At 55.4% G+C, this 20,130-nt stretch carries 15 protein-coding genes; 9 read left to right on the top strand and 6 right to left on the bottom strand.

Annotated features, from left to right (window positions below; all coding sequences use genetic code 11):
• Window positions 1-32: 32 nt before the first annotated feature.
• Together H9S92_RS13625 and H9S92_RS13620 are read left to right on the top strand one after the other, a co-directional pair.
• Complete coding sequence (locus H9S92_RS13625; RefSeq protein WP_187467261.1) at window positions 33-272, top strand: hypothetical protein; 240 nt, start codon at window positions 33-35, stop codon at window positions 270-272.
• A complete protein-coding gene (locus H9S92_RS13620; protein WP_187467260.1) occupies window positions 247-1,464 on the top strand; it encodes a mandelate racemase/muconate lactonizing enzyme family protein in 1,218 nt (405 codons plus the stop codon). The genes H9S92_RS13625 and H9S92_RS13620 overlap by 26 nt, the downstream gene beginning before the upstream one ends.
• A gap of 176 nt (window positions 1,465-1,640) precedes the next feature.
• On the opposite strand, the gene H9S92_RS13615 is transcribed toward H9S92_RS13620, so the two are convergent.
• Window positions 1,641-3,050, bottom strand: a complete 1,410-nt coding sequence (locus H9S92_RS13615; RefSeq protein ID WP_187467259.1) for a glycoside hydrolase family 28 protein — start codon at window positions 3,048-3,050, stop codon at window positions 1,641-1,643.
• Window positions 3,051-3,148: 98 nt separating this feature from the next.
• A complete protein-coding gene (locus tag H9S92_RS13610; protein WP_187467258.1) occupies window positions 3,149-4,621 on the bottom strand; it encodes a tagaturonate reductase in 1,473 nt (490 codons plus the stop codon).
• 241 nt (window positions 4,622-4,862) lie between these two features.
• Here H9S92_RS13610 and H9S92_RS13605 point away from each other — a divergent pair, with 241 nt between their 5' ends.
• Entirely contained in the window at window positions 4,863-5,735 is an 873-nt protein-coding gene (locus H9S92_RS13605; RefSeq protein ID WP_187467257.1) for a mechanosensitive ion channel family protein, read from the top strand.
• 273 nt (window positions 5,736-6,008) lie between these two features.
• On the opposite strand, the gene H9S92_RS13600 is transcribed toward H9S92_RS13605, so the two are convergent.
• From H9S92_RS13600 to H9S92_RS13585, 4 genes are read right to left on the bottom strand one after another with little or no spacing between them, the layout of a single operon-like run.
• Window positions 6,009-7,346, bottom strand: a complete 1,338-nt coding sequence (locus tag H9S92_RS13600) for a TolC family protein (protein ID WP_187467256.1) — start codon at window positions 7,344-7,346, stop codon at window positions 6,009-6,011.
• Entirely contained in the window at window positions 7,339-10,428 is a 3,090-nt protein-coding gene (locus H9S92_RS13595) for an efflux RND transporter permease subunit (protein WP_187467255.1), read from the bottom strand. The genes H9S92_RS13600 and H9S92_RS13595 overlap by 8 nt, the downstream gene beginning before the upstream one ends.
• A complete protein-coding gene (locus H9S92_RS13590; protein ID WP_187467254.1) occupies window positions 10,425-11,501 on the bottom strand; it encodes an efflux RND transporter periplasmic adaptor subunit in 1,077 nt (358 codons plus the stop codon). The genes H9S92_RS13595 and H9S92_RS13590 overlap by 4 nt, the downstream gene beginning before the upstream one ends.
• Complete coding sequence (locus tag H9S92_RS13585) at window positions 11,485-11,958, bottom strand: MarR family winged helix-turn-helix transcriptional regulator (protein ID WP_187467253.1); 474 nt, start codon at window positions 11,956-11,958, stop codon at window positions 11,485-11,487. Before H9S92_RS13585 ends, H9S92_RS13590 begins: the two co-directional genes overlap by 17 nt.
• Window positions 11,959-12,323: 365 nt before the next feature.
• Between H9S92_RS13585 and H9S92_RS13580 the strand changes: the two genes are divergently transcribed.
• From H9S92_RS13580 to H9S92_RS13555, 6 genes are all read left to right on the top strand, one after another.
• Window positions 12,324-15,827 (top strand): pyruvate carboxylase, encoded by a 3,504-nt coding sequence (locus H9S92_RS13580; RefSeq protein WP_187467252.1) that lies wholly within the window; start codon window positions 12,324-12,326, stop codon window positions 15,825-15,827.
• A gap of 471 nt (window positions 15,828-16,298) precedes the next feature.
• Window positions 16,299-17,333: a DUF262 domain-containing protein gene (locus tag H9S92_RS13575; RefSeq protein WP_187467251.1), complete on the top strand. Its 1,035-nt coding sequence runs from the start codon at window positions 16,299-16,301 to the stop codon at window positions 17,331-17,333.
• A 1-nt stretch (window position 17,334) separates the two neighbouring features.
• Window positions 17,335-18,015 carry an MAE_28990/MAE_18760 family HEPN-like nuclease gene (locus H9S92_RS13570; RefSeq protein ID WP_187467250.1) on the top strand — a complete coding sequence of 227 codons (681 nt, stop codon included), beginning with the start codon at window positions 17,335-17,337 and terminating at the stop codon, window positions 18,013-18,015.
• A complete protein-coding gene (locus tag H9S92_RS13565) occupies window positions 18,012-19,082 on the top strand; it encodes a putative phage abortive infection protein (RefSeq protein ID WP_187467249.1) in 1,071 nt (356 codons plus the stop codon). Before H9S92_RS13570 ends, H9S92_RS13565 begins: the two co-directional genes overlap by 4 nt.
• A gap of 309 nt (window positions 19,083-19,391) precedes the next feature.
• Window positions 19,392-19,628 (top strand): hypothetical protein, encoded by a 237-nt coding sequence (locus tag H9S92_RS13560; RefSeq protein ID WP_187466914.1) that lies wholly within the window; start codon window positions 19,392-19,394, stop codon window positions 19,626-19,628.
• Window positions 19,629-19,644: 16 nt separating this feature from the next.
• Window positions 19,645-20,082: an outer membrane beta-barrel protein gene (locus H9S92_RS13555; protein ID WP_246463820.1), complete on the top strand. Its 438-nt coding sequence runs from the start codon at window positions 19,645-19,647 to the stop codon at window positions 20,080-20,082.
• Window positions 20,083-20,130 lie beyond the last annotated feature (48 nt).

Here is a 20,130-nt window from a genome sequence, read left to right as displayed (position 1 = left end):
TTTAACCAATACGCCAAATAACTTTGCGGGCGATGGATGAACGTGATTTTATAAATGTTGCAGTGGCCCACCTGACGGGAAACGCCAGCGCCGAACAGCTTGCGGAATTACAAAAATATTTGGCGCAAGCGGTTTACCGCGCGGAGTATGAGCACCTGCTGAGCATCTGGACGCACGCGCTGCCCGAGCCCTCCTGCGGGTGTGCCACCGGGGCTGCGTGGGAAAAGCTGCAACAAAAATTAAACGATGAACAGAAAATCATTCATCCGTAGCCTCGTCGGTGGCGCAGGAGCCGTTGCCCTGCCCTTGGGCGGCAAGATACAGGCGGCCACCACCCACCTGCCCAACCCCGTCGCGCTGCCCCGGGTGAAGATCACAGCCGTCCGGCCATATGTTTTCCGCAAAGCGACTTTCGTGCGCATTGACACCGACGCCGGCGTGAGCGGCTGGGGGGAAGCCGACCACGACCTGCCCAAACTTACTGCGGCGGTGGTGGAGGAACTCTGCGCCCCCAACTGCATTGGCAAAAACCCCTTCGAGAGCAACGCCATCTGGCACAAGACCTGGTTTAAGGGCGAAGACGCGGGCAGCACTGGCCTGTTGCCCGGCGCGCTGGCGGGGGTGGATAATGCGCTGTGGGACTTAAAAGGCCGTCTTCTGGGGCTGCCGGTCCACCAATTGCTGGGCGGCAACGGCCTCGACCGCGTGCGTTGCTACGGCAGCTTCGGGCGTTCCGGTGGAAAAAACGGCCTCAAAACGCCCACAGAAATGGCGGCGACTGCGGCGGCTTTCGTCGCCGAAGGCTATAAGACAGTCAAGGCCCGTATGCAGATCCGGCAGATCAACGTAGACCCCGACCCCGACGAAACCTTCGCCATCGTGCGGGAAGTGCGGCGCGCCATCGGAGACGACATCGAACTGTTCGTCGATTTCAACAACGGCTATACGCCAGCAAAGGCGATCGACATGGCCTTGCGCCTCTACGAAGCCTTTGGCATTGCGGCGGTGGAGGAGCCCGTCTCCCAGTTCAATTACCCCGGCCTGGCGCAAGTCGTGGCCGCCGTTCCCGTTTCCGTAATGGCCGGCGAACACGAATTCAATAAGTGGCAAGTACGGGATTTGATCGTTACCGGACAGGTAGATACCATCAACGCCGACGTGATTAAGTGTGCCGGCATCAGCGAATGCCTTAAGGTGGCCCACCTGGCTTACGCTTTTGATCGCCCCATCATGGCCCACAATGCCCGCCCCACGCTGGCCTGCGCCGCCTCCCTGCAACTGCTCGCCGCGATCCCCAACGCCGCCCGCGTGCAGGAATACGGCGGTTCTCGCCCGGAACTTGGGCTGAATGAACTCTTCCAAAACCCCATCGTAGCCAAAGACGGCTATCTGGAGATTCCGAAAACACCCGGCCTGGGCCTCGAGCCCGACCTGGAGCGGATGGAGCGGATGCGGGAGAATTAAAGGTAAGGCGGTCTATTTCACTGGGGTTAACCCGAACTCCCTTTTTTAGTTCGGTAGTTCTTTAGTTCTGTAGTGCACAATGCTCCACTACCGAACTACAACACTACCGAACTGCCTTCGAAGGGCCATTGAAAAACAATTGGTTGTGATCATGGCAAGGCTGTTGATCCCGCCGCCTACCGCTCCATTTTTCCTTCCACTTGGTCCAGAACGATCTCTGCCGTGTGCAGCAACTGCGCGGCCGTGTCCACCCGCTCCATATTCAGGTCCTCAAAAAAGAAGCGCGTGATGGGCGAGGCCTCCACCCCCACCAGGCGAATACCGTAGGAGCCCGCATCCGCGCACTGTACGTCTTGGACGAATACGTCGGTAAAGCGGGTGGGGAAGTTGTTCCCCCGGTAGCTGTGGTAGTCCATACTGCCGCGGAATAATGCCTCCTTAACGGTGTCCACGTCCAGGCGGCGGATAAACAGGCGGCTGACTTCGCCGCCGCGGTCGAGGTTGCATTTCAGGTGTACCGCGTATTTCCCCTGGCTAATGTGGCAGTCTTGTACAAAGACGTCGTGTACTCCGCCCGACATCTCCGAGCCCACACAAAATGCATTGACGCCGGAGGCCAGGACGCAGTTGCGAACGAGGATATTGGTGGCAGGCAGGCGATCCCAGGCGTCTTGATCGCGGCCCGCTTTGATGGAGATCGCGTCGTCGTGGGTGGCCACGTAGCAATCCTCAATCAACACATCGCTGCAGCTGTCGGGGTCAATGCCATCGTCGTTCAGGGTTTCCCCCAGCACCCGCAACCCCCGGATGCTGATGTTGCTGGAAAATACGGGATGGACCGTCCAGAATGGACTATTCCGCAGCGTCAGACCCGCCAGGAGGATGTTTTTGCATTCGTAAAATTCTACCAGCGTTGGGCGGAGGTAATGCGCCTGGCCGTCGCCGAAGCCATCGTCCTGGCCATCGCCGTCCTGGTCCAGGTAGCCATTGCCAAAAACGCGTTGGTCTTCCGGCAGGCGGTCATTGCCCATTTGTCGGAGCAAGGTTTGATCCTTTTTTTGTTTTTTGCGCCATTCGCCGGACCATCGCCGCCCGTTCCCGTCAATTTCTCCCTGCCCCGTCAGGGCGATGTTTTCCGCCCGGTAGGCGTAAAGGAGGGGCGACCAATTCCAGCAAACGGTTCCTTCCCACCGGACTTTCACCAGCGGCAGATAATCCGAAGGGTCATCCCCAAAGCGCAGCAAAGCACCGGCTGCCAGGTGCAGGTGGATGTTGGAGCGCAGGTGGAGGGGGCCATGGCAGTGGTACACCCCGGCGGCCAGGATGACTTTTCCACCACCGAGCTGGTGCAGGGAGTCGATGGCTGCCTGGATGCGGGGCCGCATATTCTCCGTCGTATCCGTTGGGGCAGGCAATTGGAACTGGCGCTCGGGGAAGGTGGGCGGCTGGATGCGGGCTACCCGCTCTGGCCAGGAATCCCAGGCGGCAGCGGCCGTGTTCCGGGCTTGCGCCGCGTTAAAATTGCTGGAAGGGCCACCGGGGGCCTCCCCGCAGGCGAGGGTTAAGCAGCACGCGGCAAGTACCAATAATTGCGCAGCAGTTGGCTTAAAGGGATGAGGGTTCGTCGCTCCTTGCTTTTCTGTTCTTTCCATTGCACCTGCGGCCGCGCCCCTGTGATAAGCCCTTAAAATTGGTAAGGAATTTCAATGTTTTCGAGTGCGAGGTCGTGCTGGCTGAGGTTTTCCACCAGCGCCACCAGCGCCTCCGCCAACCCCGGCAAGTCCAATGTCCTTCCCTGCCACAATTGCGTATCCTTCAGGGCAGCCTTTACCGTTTCCGCCACCGTAGGCAACGCCCAATGCGCCCGCCAGATGGCGGCCAGCTCGTCGCGCAAGGGATAGGGCCGGCCATTGGCGATGCCGTAAAAACCCGCTGCATTTTGTCCCTCCGCCCGCGCGAAGCGAAAAAAAGCGGCCATCCCCAGCAGCAGCCCCGGCGGGTAGTGCCCGAACTTGGCGGAATAATTTTCCAGCAGCGGCTGGCAGCGGTGCAGCCATTTGGTGGTGTACTGAAAGCTGATGTCCAGCCAGTGGTGGGCCAGAAAGGGGTTGCCGAAGCGGTCCAGTACCTGCGCCGCAAAGGTTCGGGCCTGACTTTCGTCCACGCCATCGGGGAGGGCAGGAAGGAGTTCTTCGAAAAGGATTTGCTCAAGCAGCCGCCGGAATTCAGGGTCCTGGGTAGCCACATAAACGGTGTCCAACCCCGCCAGGTGCGCCAGCGCGCAGGCCGCCGTGTGCAGCCCGTTGAGCAGGTACAGTTTCAGGGTCCGGAATACCTCAATGTCGGGCTGGACCACCACGCCCGGCAGCGCCCGGGCAAAGCCGAGCCGCGCGGCCACCCGCTCGTCGGCCGCAATGGCCCAGAGCAAATAGGGCTCGGAGACGATGAGCAGCTCGTCCTGGCAGCCCAGGCGCTGCGTCAGTTGGGCCTGGACCTCCGCCGTGGGTTGGCCAGGGACGATCCGGTCTACCAGGGTATTGCAGAAGTGGTTGGCCTGGTCCAGCCAATCCAGGAAATCCGCCCGCAGGTCGGATTTTTGGGCCAGAGTCGTCACCAGTTCCCGCAGTACCGCGCCGTTGTCCTGGACCAATTCCGTGGGCAGGATCACCCAGCCTTTGCTGGCGTCGTTGCCGAATTTTTGGTAGCGGCGGAGGAGGAGGGCCAGGAGTTTTGCCGGGAAGCTGGCCGGTGGCGAGGCAGTGAGGTCATCCGCTGGGTCCAGCCGCAAACCCAGTTCCGTGGTGTTGGAAATAACGATTTCCAGGTCCGGGATTTCGGCCAGGTCCAGCAGCGCAGTCCAGTCGTTTTGGGCTTCCACCACGCGGCTGATGGCCGAAATGCGTACGGCTTCGTCCACCGTCCGCCCGGCCGATTGTCCGCGCATGCACAGGGTATATTGGCCTCCCTGCCGCACAAAAGCGTCGATGCTGCCGCTGGCCGTAGATTTCACCATCACCACGCTGCCGTTGTACAGGCCCTGCCGGTTGCCCGCGTCGATGGCGTAGTCGCACAGGCCCCGCAGCAGGACGCCGGTGCCAAATTGCAAAATGCGTTCGGGGGGGCGGGTGGCGGCGGAAAGGGTAGGGGAAGCGGGCATCGGCAACAGCGCTTGGGTGGTTCAACTATAAAACGCCTGGCCCCGCACCAACCCTTACCCGCGCTGGGGCATTTTGTGGGCGCGGACGCAGGTGCAGGGCAGGGGATAAGGTAGCGGAAGATGACCAAAACTTCAGCAATCGCCGCAAAAATTATGCTTTACCGCTACTTCCGTCTGCCCAATGGCCGGTAACTTTGTCGTTTCCAGACCAGACTTGCCTGCGGGGCGGGTCCTTAGCACCATGCTGAAAAACCTCTTCTACTTCGCGGAGCTATTGCTCATTGCCTTACTGGTCTACCTCAAGTATTACAGTGCAGCCGTGAGCAACTACCTGGCCGATCACACTGAGGTGAGGACGGTCTTCAGTTTTATTTTTTTCGTGGCCGTGGTGGACTTCGTGCGGCGCTCCTTCAGCCGCTGGTACGCCCGGCAGCACCGCCTCAACCCCAACCAAAAGGCGAACTTCCAGTACGGCCTCGATAACATCGCCAAGCTGTTGATCGGCATGGGCTTAATCGTGAGCCTGTTTGCCTTTTTCGGGGTAGACATCCACTCGCTGCTCACCTCCCTGAGCATCGTCGCGGCGGCCATCGCCATCATTTCCAAAGATTATATCTCCGATTTCGTCGTCGGCATCTACTTCAGTTTTTCCAAGGATTTCGAGATCAACGACTACGTAAAACTCGGCGAACACAAAGGAAAGATTACCGAGCTGCAGATGCTCAAAATCAAAATCCTGAACGACGACGACGACTCCGTAGTCATCCCCAACGGCAAGATCTACAACAACGAAATCATCAACTACACCAAGCGCGACATCCGCCTGATGAGTATCGACTTTCAGATCAACATCAACAACGTCGGCAACATCGAAACCTTGGAAGACGAACTCATCGAATCCCTCACCATGTTCGGCGAATTCATCGAATCGCATTCCTTCAACCTCAAAATTGTGGAGATGAAGAAGGACTCGATCGACTTCAAGTTTCAGTACACCCTCAAGCGATTGGACCAGGAGCTGCAACGGCAAATCCGCCGCAAGACCGTCCGCCAGGTCTTCAGCCACATTGCCGGCCGCCTTGTGGTGGCCTCCAAGGAGAGCCCGAAGGCGTAGTGGTGGATCTGCTGCGCAGTTCCTTTTTTCACCACTGTTGTTTTTGGATTTGCTGCGCAGTTCCTTTTTTCACCACTAAGGATGTAAGGACACGAAGGGGCACTAAGGCGAAGCGTCTCTACGTGGCTCGCCTCTCCTGACCCCGGTAGGGGTATCCCACGAGCCCCTCCTGACCCCGGTAGGGGTCGAACGTTAATGGCCCCGGATGGAGGATGCGCAGCATCCGTAATCCGGGGTATCATGCGCAGCGTCCGTAATCCAAAATACGTAACCCTATCCCTCCAACACCTTTCCACTCAGCCGCAGCAGCTCAATCTCCTGGTTTTTGGCCGTGAACCGGGCTTCCAGAAAACGGGTCTCGGCGTTAAGGGCGTTGAGTTGGATGATCCGGAAATCCAGACTGGTGATGGCGCTGAGTTCCAGTTGCCGCTGGGCAATTTCCAGTGCCGCCCGCGCCGCTTCCAGGCTGGCCTGCTCGAGCCTCGCCAATTCCAGGGAGCGGCTCCAGCGGAGGTGGGCGGCGCGGACGGCTTGCGCTACCTGGAGCTGGACGTCGCTCGTGCGCAACTGCTCACTTTCGGCCAGAATGACGGCGTTTTCCCGGGCAATTTTGTCGCGGTTGCCCGCAAAAAGGTTGAAGCGCACGCGGATGCCGTACTCCGGCCCGAAGGTGCGGCTGGAGGCCAAAAAGCCGATTTCATTGACCTGCCGGCCGTAGTCGTAGCGCCCAAACAGAGACACTTCGGGGTAGCGCGTACCGTTGAGGATGTCGATTTCCGTTTGGGCCAGCATTTCGGCCAGCCGCTGTTGCTTTACCCCGGCGTTGTTGCTTTGGGCACTTTCCAGTAACTCCGGCAGGCGCAGGTTGGTGCTCAGGCGGAGGCTATCGGTGGGAATGATCTCCGCCGTCAGGTCCCGGTTCAGCAGGCGGTTGATGGCCAGCGTCACCTCGCCGATGAGGATGCTTTGGTTTACGACCAGGGAGCTGTCGGTGTTGCGGTCTACCCGGGCCAGTTGCAGATCAAGTTCGTTGCCCGTCCCGATGGCGAGGGTCTGTTCGGCGAAGCGAACACGCTCCTGCGAGACGTCCAGCGACTGCTGAAAGGCTTTCAACAATTCCGTTTCCCGCTGGAGTTGGTAGTAAGCCTGGGCGAGATCCGCCACCGTCTGTTCCACCAAAAAGCGGGTGTCTGCCCGGCTGAGGACCGCCAACTGCTCCAGGCGTTCCCGGCGGGCGAACATGGCCAGGCCGTCAAAGATGATCCAGTTGGCTTCTACTCCGATGGATGAAGAGTTCCGGCTGGCGTTGTTGGCTTGCTGAGAATCGCCCGTAAAAAACTGTTGTCGGGAATTGTTGATCGCCCGGCGCTGCTCGGCGTTGAGCACGACGGTGGGGAGCATCCCCGCGTTGCCAATCGTATTGGCGTTATCGGCCACCCGCTCGGCGTTGCGGAATATTTTGATCTGGTAGTTTTGCTCCAGCGCCAGCGTGATGAGTTCCTCCAGGCCCATTTCGGTTTGCGCCGCCGATGGGGTAGGGAAGAGGAGCGCCAGGGCCAGCGACAATAACAGATAATAGCGCCCCAGCTGTGGGCGACTTGGCTTAAGCATATTCCTCCATTTTTACTTCTTCCACTACTTGTTTTTTCTCGCGCTTGCTGGTGATGAGCGTATAAAGCACCGGAATGACGTAGAGGGTCAGGATGAGCGAAAATACCAGTCCGCCAATAATGGCTACCCCCATCGGAATGCGGCTCGTAGAACCTCCGCCGAGGGCCAAAGCGATGGGCATGGCCCCGAGGATGGTGGCCAGACTCGTCATCAGGATCGGCCGGAAGCGCTTAGCGGCGGCGTCCGTTGCCGCCTCGCGGATGCTGAGGCCTTGCTCGCGGCGCTGGTTGGCAAATTCCACGATCAGAATGCCGTTTTTCGTAACGATGCCCACCAGAACGATCATCCCGATCTGGCTGAAGATGTTGAGGGTGTGGCCAAACAACCAGAGCGCCAGAATTGCCCCGCCAATGGCCAGCGGCACGGTGAGCATGATCGTCAGCGGATCACGGAAGCTCTCAAACTGCGCCGCCAGCGTGAGGTACACCAGACCCAGGGCCAGCAAGAAGGCGAACAACAAACTGCCCGAGCTTTCACTGAATTCCTTGGAGGTGCCCGCCAGACTGGTCGTATACCGTTCGTCCAACACCTCGGCCGCAATCGCCCGCATCTCGTCAATGCCCTGCCCAATGGTGTAGCCATCCTTGGGGCCCGCCGAAAAGGTGGCCGCCGCAAAACGGTTGTAGCGGTAGAGCTGGGGCGGACTGCTCTCAAACTGGGTAGTCACCAGGTTGTCCAACTGCACGGGCTCTCCCGCACTGTTGCGTACGGTGATGCCGCTGATGTCCGAGGGCTCATCGCGCGAGGTGCGCAGCGCTTCGCCAATGACGTAGTACTGTTTGCCGTCTTTGATGAAGTAGCCAAAGCGCTGCCCGCTGTAGAGCAACTGCAGGGTCTGGGCAATGTCGCTCACCTCCACGCCCATCTCCCGCGCTTTGCTGCGGTCAATGGAGATCTGCAACTCGGGCTTGTTGAATTTCAAGTCGAGGTCAACGGCCGAGAAGATTTCGCTCTCGTTGGCCCGCGCCAGAAACTCCGGCACAATGGCTTTGAGGTCCTCCAGCGTCGGAGCCTGCACAACGAACTGTACGGGTAAGCCCCGGCCCCCCCGACCCACGGAGATGGTCTGCTCCTGGATCACCAGCGAGCGGGCGAAGTTGTAATTTTTAAGCTTCTCCGTCAGCATCGTGGCAATATCCGCCTGGCTGCGCTCCCGGTCCTCCAGGGGTTTCAGCGTCAGGCGCACAAAGCCACTGTTCACACTGCTCGAAGAACCGAAGCCGGGGGAAGTAACCGAAAGCAGCGATTCTTTTTCGGCGATGGTGTCGGTCAGCTGCACTAGCTCGGCAATGTAGGCGTCCATCATTTCGTAGGACGTACCCTCCGGCGCGGTCGAGAAAATCCGTAGCCGTCCTTTGTCTTCCAGCGGCGCCAACTCCGAAGGCAATTGCCGGCCCAACACGTAGACCAGGGCAACGGAACCCAGAATGACGAGGAAGGAAAGCCAGCGGTGGCGCATAAAACCCCGCAACGAACGCTCGTAGCCCCGGCCCATGCGCTCCAGCCCCTTGCCAACCCAGTTGCCCAGTCCCCTGCGGGGGGTACTCTTTTTCAGGATCCGCGAACTCATCATTGGCGTCAGGCTCAGGCTGATGAAGGAGGAAATGACCACACTGCCCACTACCACTACCCCGAATTCCCGGAACAGGCGCCCGGTGACGCCATCCAGAAAGATCACCGGCAAGAACACCGCCACCAGGGTGACCGTAGTGGAAATGACGGCAAAGAAGATCTCCCGCGAACCGGAAAAGGCCGCCTGGATGCGATCCTGCCCCTCTTCGATCTTGGAATAGATGTTTTCCATCACCACGATGGCGTCGTCCACCACCAGACCCGTCGCCAGTACGATGCCCAGCAGGGTGAGGATGTTGATGGAAAAGCCCGCCAGGTACATCACGAAAAAGGAACCCACCAATGAAATCGGGATCGTCACAATCGGGATCAGGGTAGTCCGCCAGTTGCGCAGGAAGAAGAAGATGACGAGCACCACCAGCCCGAAGGCGATGAATACCGTCTGCTGTACTTCTTCAATGGCCTTGCGGATACTCACCGTGGTGTCGAGCGCAACTCCCAGCCGGAGGTCATCAGGCAATTCTTTTTTGATCTGCTCGATGCGGGCTTTGACCTCATCGACAATCTCAATGTAGTTCGAGCCGGGCTGGGGCTGGATGGCAATCCCGATCATGGGAATGCCGCCGTTGCCGCGCAGCAGACTGCGTTCGTTCTCCGGGCCCAGGCGCGCCTTGCCAATGTCTTTGAGGCGGATGAGGGTACCCTCCCGGTCGGCAATCAGGAGGTTGTTGAAATCTTCCTCGGTGGAAAGGCGGCCGAAGGTCCGGATGGTCAGCTCCGTCCGGTAGCCCTCGATGCGGCCCGAGGGCAGCTCCACGTTCTGGGCCAGCAGGGCATTACGCACGTCCAGCGGCGTCAGCCCGTAGGCCGCCAGGCGGTCGGGGTCAATCTCCAGGCGCATCGCGTAGCGCTTGTCTCCCCAGATATTGATGCTGCTCACGCCGCTGATGGTCTGCAAGCGCTCCTTGAACATGTTGAGGCCAATGTCGGAAAGCTCCAGCAGGCTGCGCTTTTCCGACTGCACCGTCAGGGCAAAAATGGTCTGCGCGTCGGCGTCGCTCTTCTGCACCGAGGGCGGGTCGGCGTCGGGTGGCAGACTGCGCACGGCCTGGGCCACCTTGTCGCGGATGTCGTTGGCGGCATTGTCCATGTCAATGCCCAGGTCAAATTCCACCTGGATGGAGCTGCGCCCGTCGGCACTCGTAGACGTCACCGTGTTGATGCCGCTGACGCTGTTGATCGCCTCCTCCAGGGGCTCGGTGATCTGCGACTCGATGATGTCGGCACTTGACCCCGTGTAGCTGGTGCTCACCGTTACGATGGGCGGGTCCACGCTGGGGTATTCCCGTACGCCGAGGTAAGTGAAGCCAATGGCCCCGAAGAGCACGATAACGATGGTGAACACCGTAGCCAATACTGGCCGCTGGATGCTGATGGTGGAAAGGTTCATGGCTTGGATACCTCCGTTTTGTTGACGATAATCTCCTGGCCCGCCCGCACGGGGACCCCGTCTTTGGCCTGGAGCAGACCCGAGACCATTATAGTGTCACCCGCCTCCAGCCCGGAAACGACTTCCATCAGCCGCGGCAGGCGAATGCCGGTTTTCACCACCACTTCTTCAATCTTGCCACCGCTGATGCGGTAGACGATCTGGTCGTTCAGCACCGGCACCACCGCTTCAGTGGGCACCAGCAGGGCGTCGGGGACGTTCCCCAGTGTGAGGCTGATCTCGGTAAACGCGCCGGGCACGAGGGCATCGCGCTGGTTGGTGACCGTGGCGCGGATCCGCAGCGAGCGCGTGGATTCGCTCACGGCGGGGTCCGTAGCGTACACCTTGGCGGCAAACACATCGTCTTCCCCGGCAATGCTGAAGCGCACCTCCTGGCCAACGCGGATTTGGTGGGCGTAGCGCTCCGGCACGTTAAATTCCAGTTTCAGCGGGTCGGTCTGCACCAGGCGGGCGAAGGAAGTGCCCGCGGCCAGGTAGGCCCCCGGACTGATGTTGCGCAGGCCCATCCGCCCGCTGAAGGGCGCGCGCACCACGGCGAAGTCGATCAGCACCGCCAGCTCGGCCTGGTCGGCCTGGATGGTGGCCACCAGCAGCTCCGCGGCGTCCACCTCCGCCTGGCTGATGCCTTTGATTTTCAGCAATTCCTGCCGCCGTTCCAGGTCTTTTTCGGCGGTTTCCAGCTGGGCGGCCAGCTTTTGCCGTTGCACCACCCACTGCCGGTCGTCGAGCTTCAGCAACTCCTGGCCCTTTTTGACGTACTGCCCTTCGCGGAACAGGATTTCCTTGACCAGCCCCGAACTCTGGGCGCTCAACATGGCGGACTCTGAAGGCAGCAAAGTACCCGTCAGGTTGATGACGTTGGATACGGGCTGGGGCTGCACGACGACGTAGTCGGCCTGCATGACGCTGCTGGCGCTGCTGGCCGGGGTGCTTACCTCAGCGCTGTCTTTACCGCAGGCGGCCAGGGCGACCACCAGGCAGAGGCCCGCGAATGGCTTAATTGTTCTCTTCACGACGTATGAAATGGATTTGGAATGGGGTGTGTTTCTCGCTGGCCAGCTGGGAGTGCATGGCCGCCAGCGCGGCGGGTAATTCTTCGATGCCAAACTGCCGGGCCACCGCCAGGCACTCGGCGTTGGTCTCCTGCAGGGCTTCCTTGATGGAAGGGATCATCGCCAGGGCCTTGGGGGTCAGCTCCAGGCGGTGAGCGCGGCGGTCGGCCGGGTTGGGCTGGCGGATGATGCATCCCTCCGTTTCGAGGTAGTCGAGCATGCGCACCACCGTCGCTTTGTCGGTGTATATCTCGTCGGCCAGCTCCGTCTGGTTCAGCTCACCCCCCTTGGCCTCAATGACCACCAGGGCGTAGTAGTACCGGCTGATGGGCAGGTGCGCCAGCCGTTCGGTAAAGGTACCGGCGTAGGCTTTGGCCAACTCACTGAACACTTTACCAAGGGGAATGTCTGCCTCCATCGCAATTCGTTGTAGCTAAAATAGTTTGCCGTATCAACTATTTCGGCGAAACCGTGAAGATGGGCTTTTGTTGCGTAACTTTTCTTCCATTGGGGAATAGTTAACAAGTCTGGGCCAACTTTTTTCAGGACCTTGTCTTGCCCTGGGCGCGGCCGCAGGTGCTCCCCCCCGACCCCCCGAAGGGGGGAGTTAGGACAAAGGAGCAGGGTTTGTCCTCCCCCAACTTCCCTTGCTCCCCTCGGTCTTCCATTGCACCTGCGTCCGCGCCCCGCCGAAAATCGTAATACGCCCAATAACTTATTCCTTAAGCAAAGCTAGAAAGCCGCCCGGTGTGCTATATTGTGGCGCAGCAAGCGTTTTCCCCCATGACTACCCCAAAAATCACCCGTTTCCGCAAAATCCTCGTCGCCAACCGGGGAGAGATCGCCATCCGTATCCTGCGGGCGGCCAGCGAGTTGAAGCTCCGCACCGTAGCCATTTATACCTACGAAGACCGCTACAGCCTGCACCGTTACAAGGCCGACGAGAGCTACCAGATTGGCCCCGACGACGAGCCGCTGCGGCCCTACATCGACATCAAGGCCATCATCAAACTGGCCCAGGAGCAGAAAGTGGACGCCATCCACCCCGGCTACGGTTTCCTCTCGGAAAACGTAGAATTTGCCCGCGCCTGCCGAGACGCCGGCATCGCCTTCGTGGGCCCTTCGCCCGAGAGTATGGACCAGCTCGGCGATAAAGTCGCCGCCAAAGAACTGGCCCGCCGCGTGAACGTCCCCCTGATCCGCGACAGCAACAAAGACATTTCCGACCCCAACGTCGCTGCCGCCGAAGCCGCCGACATCGGCTACCCCGTCATCATCAAAGCCGCCAGCGGGGGCGGGGGCCGGGGCATGCGCGTGGTCCGCAACGAAAAAGACCTCCGCAACGAGGTCGTCGACGCCGCCAGCGAAGCCGAGAAAGCCTTCGGCGACGGCACCATCTTCCTGGAAAAGTTCATCGAAAACCCGCGCCACATTGAGGTGCAGCTGCTGGGCGACCACTACGGCAACCTGGTCCACCTGCACGAGCGCGACTGCTCCGTTCAGCGCCGCTTCCAGAAAGTGGTGGAAGTCGCCCCGGCCGCCAACCTCTCCCAGGAAGTCAAAGACCAGCTCTTCGACTACGCCCTGCGCCTGGGCCGCGAAGTGGGCTACTACTGCGCTGGCACCGTAGAATTTTTGGTGGATGCCGACGATTCGGTGTACTTCATCGAGGTCAATCCCCGCATCCAGGTGGAGCACACGATTACCGAAGAGGTGACGGGCATTGACCTGGTGCGGACGCAGTTTCTCGTCACCATGGGCTACCCGCTGAGCCACCCGACGATCTTCATCAAAGACCAGGACAGCGTCAAAGTCAACGGCTTCGCCATCCAGTGCCGGGTGACGACCGAAGACCCGGGCAACAACTTCAAGCCCGACTACGGCACGCTCATCGCCTACCGCTCGGCCAGCGGCATGGGCATCCGCCTCGACGCCGGCTCGGCCTTCCCCGGTGCAGTGATCAGTCCCTACTTCGATAGCTTGCTGGTGAAGGTGACTGGCACGGGGCGCACCCTGCAAGGGGCGGCCGACCGCCTGCACCGGGCGTTGCGGGAGTTTCGGGTCCGCGGCGTGAAGACCAACATCGGCTTCCTGCTCAACCTGCTGGAAAACGAAGACTTCCAAAGGGGCAAAGCCACCGTGCGCTTCATCCCCGACCACCCGGAGTTGATGAAGGCTCACAACTTCCGCGACCGGGGCACGAAGCTGCTCAGCTACCTGGCCGACGTGATCGTAAACGGCAACCCCGACGTCAAGAACCCCGACCCGACGCGCACCTTCCTCAAGCCCGTGGTGCCCACCTTCGATCCCTTCGCCGAAGTGCCGAAGGGGAGCCGCGACTTGCTGCTGGAAAAAGGCCGGGACGGCTTCATCGATTGGCTCAAGGCCGAAAAGAAAATCCACTACACCGACACCACTTTCCGGGATGCGCACCAGAGCTTGCTCGCCACCCGGATGCGGATGGTCGACATGCTCAACGTGGCCCGCAGCTACGCCATCAACCAGCCCGCCGACCTCTTCAGCATGGAGGTTTGGGGCGGGGCTACCTTCGACGTGGCCCTCCGCTTCCTCAAGGCCGACCCCTGGCGGCGGCTGCGGAAGCTGCGCACGGCCATGCCCAACACCCTCTTCCAGATGCTGCTGCGCGGCAGCAACGCCGTGGGCTACAAGGCTTACCCCGATAACCTCATCATCAAGTTCATCGAAGAAGCCGCAACGGGCTTCCCGACCCACGACCGCGACGGGCAGGTGACGGGGATGACCGGCGGCATCGACCTCTTCCGCATCTTCGACTCCCTCAACTGGGTCAAGAACATGGAGGTTTCCATCAAGACCGTGCGGGAAAACACCAAGAGCCTCGCCGAGGCCTGCATCTGTTACTCCGGCGACATCACGGACCCGAAGAAGACAAAATTCGACCTCAACTACTACGTCACGCTGGCCAAGCAGCTGGAGAGCGCCGGTGCGCACCTGCTCTGCATCAAAGACATGGCTGGCCTGCTCAAGCCCCTGGCGGCCACCGAGCTGATCCAGGCCCTGAAGGACGCCACCAGCCTGCCCATTCACCTGCACACCCACGATACCAGCGGCATCCAGAGCGCGACTTACCTGCGGGCCATCGAAGCGGGGGTGGACATTGTGGACGTGGCCATCAACAGCCTTTCCGGCCTCACTTCGCAGCCGGGCTACAACAGCATTGCGGCCATGTTGCAGGGGCACCCGCGGGAGAACCCGGTCAATTTGCCCTTGCTCAACCAGTACGCCGATTACTGGGAGACGGTGCGCACCTTTTACTATCCCTTCGAGACGGAGTTGCGCGCGGGCACGGCCACGATCTACGACACGGAAATTCCCGGCGGACAGTACTCCAACCTCCGTCCGCAGGCGCGGGGACTTGGCCTGGAGGAACGCTTCCCCACCATCCGCCAGAACTACGCCGCGGCCAACGAACTCTTCGGCAACCTCATCAAAGTAACCCCCTCCAGCAAGGTGGTGGGCGACATGGCCATGTTCATGACCAGCAATGACCTGACGGCCGACGACGTACGGCAGCGTGGGCAAAAACTGGACTTCCCCGACAGCGTCAAAGACCTCATGCGCGGCGACCTCGGCCAGATCGAAGGCGGCTTCGACCCCGAAGTGCAGAAGCTCGTCCTCAAAGACGAAAAGCCCTACACCGACCGCCCCAACGCCCACCTGGAGCCCATCGACTGGGCCGCCGCCCGGGAAGACTACGAAAAGCAATTCGGCGTCGCTCCGCCCGACGACAAAGCCCTGCTCTCTTACCTGCTCTACCCCAAGGTGTACGCCGAGTACTTCGCCTTCGAAGAAGAGTTTGGCCAGGTGGCCAACCTGCCCACGCCCGCCTTTTTCTACGGCCTTAAGCCCAACGAAGAAGTGCTGGTGCGCCTGAGCGCGGGCAAGACCATCACGGTCAAGTATCTCAACATGACCGAAGCCGACGGCCACGGCAACCGCCTCGTTTTCTTCAGCCTCAACGGACAGACGCGCAGCATCACCGTGCGCGACCGTTCCAAATCGACGAAGTTGGTGGCCCACCAGAAGGCCGCTGGGCCGGGGCAAGTCGGTAGCCCCCTGATGGGCAACCTGAGCCGCATCCTGGTGAAAGTGGGCGATAAGGTCAGCGCGGGCGACCCCCTCTTCGTCATCGAAGCGATGAAGATGGAGTCGACCATCACCAGCCCCAGTGACGGGGAAGTGCTGGGTATTGCGCTGAAGGAAAAGACCTTGGTGGAGGCGAATGATTTGGTGGTGACGGTGGGGTAGGGTTGGCCCATGCTCGTTTTGGGGAACTGCGTTCCTTCGCTGCGCGGTTTTTTCACTACTAAGGCATTTAGGGCGGTGAGTTGTACTAAGGTTTGTTTAGGTGGGGGGCGCTACGGGTCGATCCATTAAGCCCCTGATCTTAGGGCCTGCATCGCACTACGACTTTAGCCTACCCAATTAGACGGCCCAGGTTTTGGCTTTTCTGTGGCCAAGTGATTTTTTTTGTGGGTTGGGGGTGTAAAGTGTGGGGAAATGCTTTTATTTGTGGCTAGCTACCAGCTATCCAGGAAATGGGTGAGCTGATTTGAACTGAGTTTGAGGGGTAATAGGTACTTGGATTGCTTATTTTACCGCTGCGATTTGGATTAGTGGTGCCTCTCTTGGATGACCCTCTGGGGGTAAAGCGATAGCGGTATACTGGATTCATTTTAGAATGAGGTCGTTGGTAGCAGTTAATAAAAAGCAAGCTAAATGAATAAGATACAAGTAGACGCTGAAAGCCAGGTAGTAGAAAAGCAAAAGATTGTAGATTTTGACATTAAAGAATTTACAATAGAGTTGTTAATTTCAAAATATTTGGAAGGATTAAAAGATGATGAAAATGATATTTATATACCAACATATCAAAGAAATTTTGTTTGGAATGAGGAAAGGCAGGCAAAATTTATAGAATCAGTTTTGTTAGGATTGCCAATACCTTACATTTTTACTGCCGATACAGGAGATGGAAGGTTAGAAGTTGTTGATGGGTCTCAAAGACTTAGAACATTAGTTGATTTTGTTCAGGGCAGGTTGCGTTTAAAAAATCTTGAGGTGTTGGATAAATTAAATGGATTCAGTTTTTCAGACTTGATTAAATCAAGGCAGCGTAAGTTTAATAATACAACAATAAGAATGATTTCATTAACAGATAAGAGCGATGACGATGTGAGATTTATGATATTCGAAAGAATCAATACAGGTAGTGACATTCTTAAGGATATGGAAAAAAGAAAAGGAATTTATGGTGGTAAATTTATAGATTTTACATATGAAGAATGTGCTCTTCATCCTTTATTTATCGCTAACACATCATTTACTGCTAACATGGCGAAGCGGGGTGAGCCTCAAGAATTGATCATAAGGTTTTTTGCATACTCAGATAGATATAAAAAAGTTAAAACTGGAGTTAACGAATTCCTAAACGATTATACAGAGGATATGAATAAATATTTCAATAAAGAAGAGTTTTATTCAAGGTTTGACAGAATGTTAAATTTTGTGAACGACAATTTTCCTTATGGATTCAAAAAAGCACCAGGTTCCAGCAAAACACCAAGAGTGAGATTTGATTCTATCTCAGTTGGTGTTCATCTTGCACTTGAAGAAAATCCAAATTTGACTGTACAAAATGTGGATTGGATAGAAGGAAAAGAATTTAAAGATATCACTACAGCTGGAGGGCAAAATGCTCCAAGTGCAATAAAAAATAGAATTGAATTTGTAAGAAATAAACTTCTCAATTAAGGTGACAACAGTATTAAGTGATTTTGACAAAAGAGCTCAAGAAATAAAGCTGTATTTCAAATTACTTGAAAAAGTAATTGAACAAAATGCTTCGTTATTTTTACCCAATAATCAAACACGTAAATACTTACGGTTTGATGATGAATTGCAAAAAGTAATGAAAGCAAATGTTTTTCTTTTACTTTACAATTTGGCAGAATCATCAATTAAGCAAGCTCTTATAGAGATTTATGATGTTATTACTTCGGAAAATGTGAAGTATAAAAATGTAAAAGATGAAATAAAAAGAATATGGATCAATACTAATTATAGAAATTTCAGCCAAATGGGAACGGGGAATATTTTTTTAGTGCTGAATCAAATTGCTGATGACATAATAGATATAGAGTTTGAAGCCTCAAAAAATATATCTGGAAATATTGATGGGAGAAAAATTAGAGAGTTTGCTGAGAATATTGGGTTTTCATCAAGAGCTCATTACAGTTTAGAAAATGGAGCCAAACTTCATCTGGTTAAAACACAAAGAAATAAATTAGCACACGGTGACTTATCTTTTGCAGAGTGTGGAAGAAACTATACAATTTCAGATTTAAGGCAGATTTATAATCAGGTTACGAAGTATTTAAAGAGGATTTTGCTGAATATTGAGAAATATCTTATTGATAGAAAGTATCTGACATGAAAAAACCACTCGCAATAATGGGGGGAGCCACCATAGCGATCAAAGGCCGTCTACGCCGTATGGGTGAGACTGTTCGTGCCAAATTTATGACGACGCACATTGAGAAATATGCTACATACAAAAAGCCGAGCTGGCTTGAAAGAAATTGGATCGAAATTTTCACAATTATAGGTGGACTATTGGCTATTAATTTAATATTTCTTGCTAAGGCCTACCGGGAGACTAATTCTATTGACCCAGCAACAGCAGCACAACTTGGTGACTTTGTCGGTGGCTATATCGGGACAATTTTTGCTCTTGTTAGTGTAGTGTTTCTTTATTCTACACTTAAAAATCAACGAGAAACATCAACTATAGAAAAATTTGAAACAAAATATTTTGAACTCATTAAAATGCACCGTGACAATGTTGCTGAAATAGGAATAGGTGCCGACTTGGGTAAAAAAATATTTGTAATAATGATTCGGGAGTTTCGTGCAATATTGCAAATTGCAAAATGTGTCGCATTTGAAAACGGTCAGACTTTCAATCAAAAGGAATTTTTCAATATTTCATACTATGCTCTATTTTTTGGTGTAGGGCCAAACTCTTCAAGGATGCTAAGAGAAGCTTTGAAAGGCTACGACCAGTCTTTTGTATACGAGTTTGAAAAGAGTTTAAATGATAAAACCATCCGGAGCAAAGTTAAATCAGAGCGTAAATTCAAGTTCAACCCATTTGAAGGACACCAATCACGACTTGGACACTATTATCGCCATCTTTATCAAACAGTGAGTTATGTAAACAAGCAAACAGTCGATATTGATAAGTATGAATATGTAAAAACAATTAGAGCACAGTTGACGACGCACGAACAGGCTCTCCTTTTTATAAACTGTTTGACTCCCATTGGACAAGTATGGTGGGATGAAAATTTAATTAGTGGTTATCGTTTCGTGAAAAATATTCCGTATGGATTTTTCGACAAAGAAACTGAAATAGATCTCACTTCATTTTTTCCGGCTGACTACTTTGAATATCAAGAAAGAAAAACGACTAATGATAAAGACAAAACTCAACCAACATGACAACATGAAATGGTGTGTAACCGTCCATCCAACCCCATCTTGCCAGCCTTGAGAACCAGCCGGACCTTCGCAGGGAGCAACGGCAAGCCCCCACAAACACTTTCCCCACCAAAATCCAACAAATGTCCAAACCCCAATCCACCGCCCCCTTTAACCTGATGCCCACCCTCAAAGAACCCATCTTTTAAACTTAGAAGCCGCCCCTGGCAGGAGGCTAAGAACTTGGTGCTTCCCGTCGGATAAAAGGCAATAAGCTGCTATTGTGGACGACAATGCAAACACAAACAGATCAATTAAAAATTTACAACTATGACAAAGATTAAATCACTTTTGCTCGGACTTCTTATTCTGACTGTCGGAGTAACAGCTTACGGCCAAACAAATAGGTTTGACCTAGGCGTTGAGGGCAGCCCGAGTGTAACATTCCTACGTGGAAACGACTTTATTGATGATAACCATGAATCGGCAATTGGATTTTCTGGTGGGCTTTTTTTTCAGTACAATTTGAAAAAAGGTTGTTTCACTGCGGACAAATGTCGCCTTTGAAAGAAAGGGTTCTGTATTGACTTCACAGACAACCGACATCAATGGAAATCCTTTGGGAGAAATTACTGTAAACACTAATTTTAACTACTTGACTTTACCCATTCTTCTTCGGGCGACATTTGGAAAGAAATTTCATTACTTTATAAATGCTGGACCCTACTTTGGCTATTTAATCAAACAAAACTTTGTAAGTCAAGGGGATAATTTTCCCGTTACCACAAGTGACAACACCTCACTTATTAAACGTTTTGACACTGGCATTTCAACAGGACTTGGTCTTTCTGTTCCTATAAAAACAGCGTTTGCATTTTCATTTGAAGTGAGAAACAACCTTGGGCTTTATAACGTTAGCGCTGTGCCAGTTGCAAATATGGGAACTATTAAAACAAATTCAACAAACTTACTCTTAGGTTTCACTTACAAACTTGGGCAACGGACTTCAGATACAAAGTAACCTTGGGGCCTTCGACCGCCATCGGCATTGGGCCGCCCATGCGATCAG

The sequence above is a fragment of the Neolewinella lacunae genome (genome assembly GCF_014349155.1).
In the GTDB taxonomy this organism is placed as follows: domain Bacteria; phylum Bacteroidota; class Bacteroidia; order Chitinophagales; family Saprospiraceae; genus Neolewinella; species Neolewinella lacunae.
Note: the sequence above shows the minus strand (reverse complement) of the source record. Positions and strands in the feature narration are given on the sequence as shown.

Bases quoted from the DNA above. Each gene is read 5' to 3' on its own strand.
- H9S92_RS13565 (WP_187467249.1), top strand. From the start codon at position 18,012: ATGAAAAAACCACTCGCAATAATGGGGGGAGCCACCATAGCGATCAAA.
- H9S92_RS13600 (WP_187467256.1), bottom strand. From the start codon at position 7,346: ATGCTTAAGCCAAGTCGCCCACAGCTGGGGCGCTATTATCTGTTATTG.
- H9S92_RS13560 (WP_187466914.1), top strand. From the start codon at position 19,392: ATGACAAAGATTAAATCACTTTTGCTCGGACTTCTTATTCTGACTGTC.
- H9S92_RS13610 (WP_187467258.1), bottom strand. From the start codon at position 4,621: ATGCCCGCTTCCCCTACCCTTTCCGCCGCCACCCGCCCCCCCGAACGC.
- H9S92_RS13585 (WP_187467253.1), bottom strand. From the start codon at position 11,958: ATGGAGGCAGACATTCCCCTTGGTAAAGTGTTCAGTGAGTTGGCCAAA.
- H9S92_RS13625 (WP_187467261.1), top strand. From the start codon at position 33: ATGGATGAACGTGATTTTATAAATGTTGCAGTGGCCCACCTGACGGGA.
- H9S92_RS13620 (WP_187467260.1), top strand. From the start codon at position 247: ATGAACAGAAAATCATTCATCCGTAGCCTCGTCGGTGGCGCAGGAGCC.
- H9S92_RS13580 (WP_187467252.1), top strand. From the start codon at position 12,324: ATGACTACCCCAAAAATCACCCGTTTCCGCAAAATCCTCGTCGCCAAC.
- H9S92_RS13595 (WP_187467255.1), bottom strand. From the start codon at position 10,428: ATGAACCTTTCCACCATCAGCATCCAGCGGCCAGTATTGGCTACGGTG.
- H9S92_RS13575 (WP_187467251.1), top strand. From the start codon at position 16,299: ATGAATAAGATACAAGTAGACGCTGAAAGCCAGGTAGTAGAAAAGCAA.
- H9S92_RS13605 (WP_187467257.1), top strand. From the start codon at position 4,863: ATGCTGAAAAACCTCTTCTACTTCGCGGAGCTATTGCTCATTGCCTTA.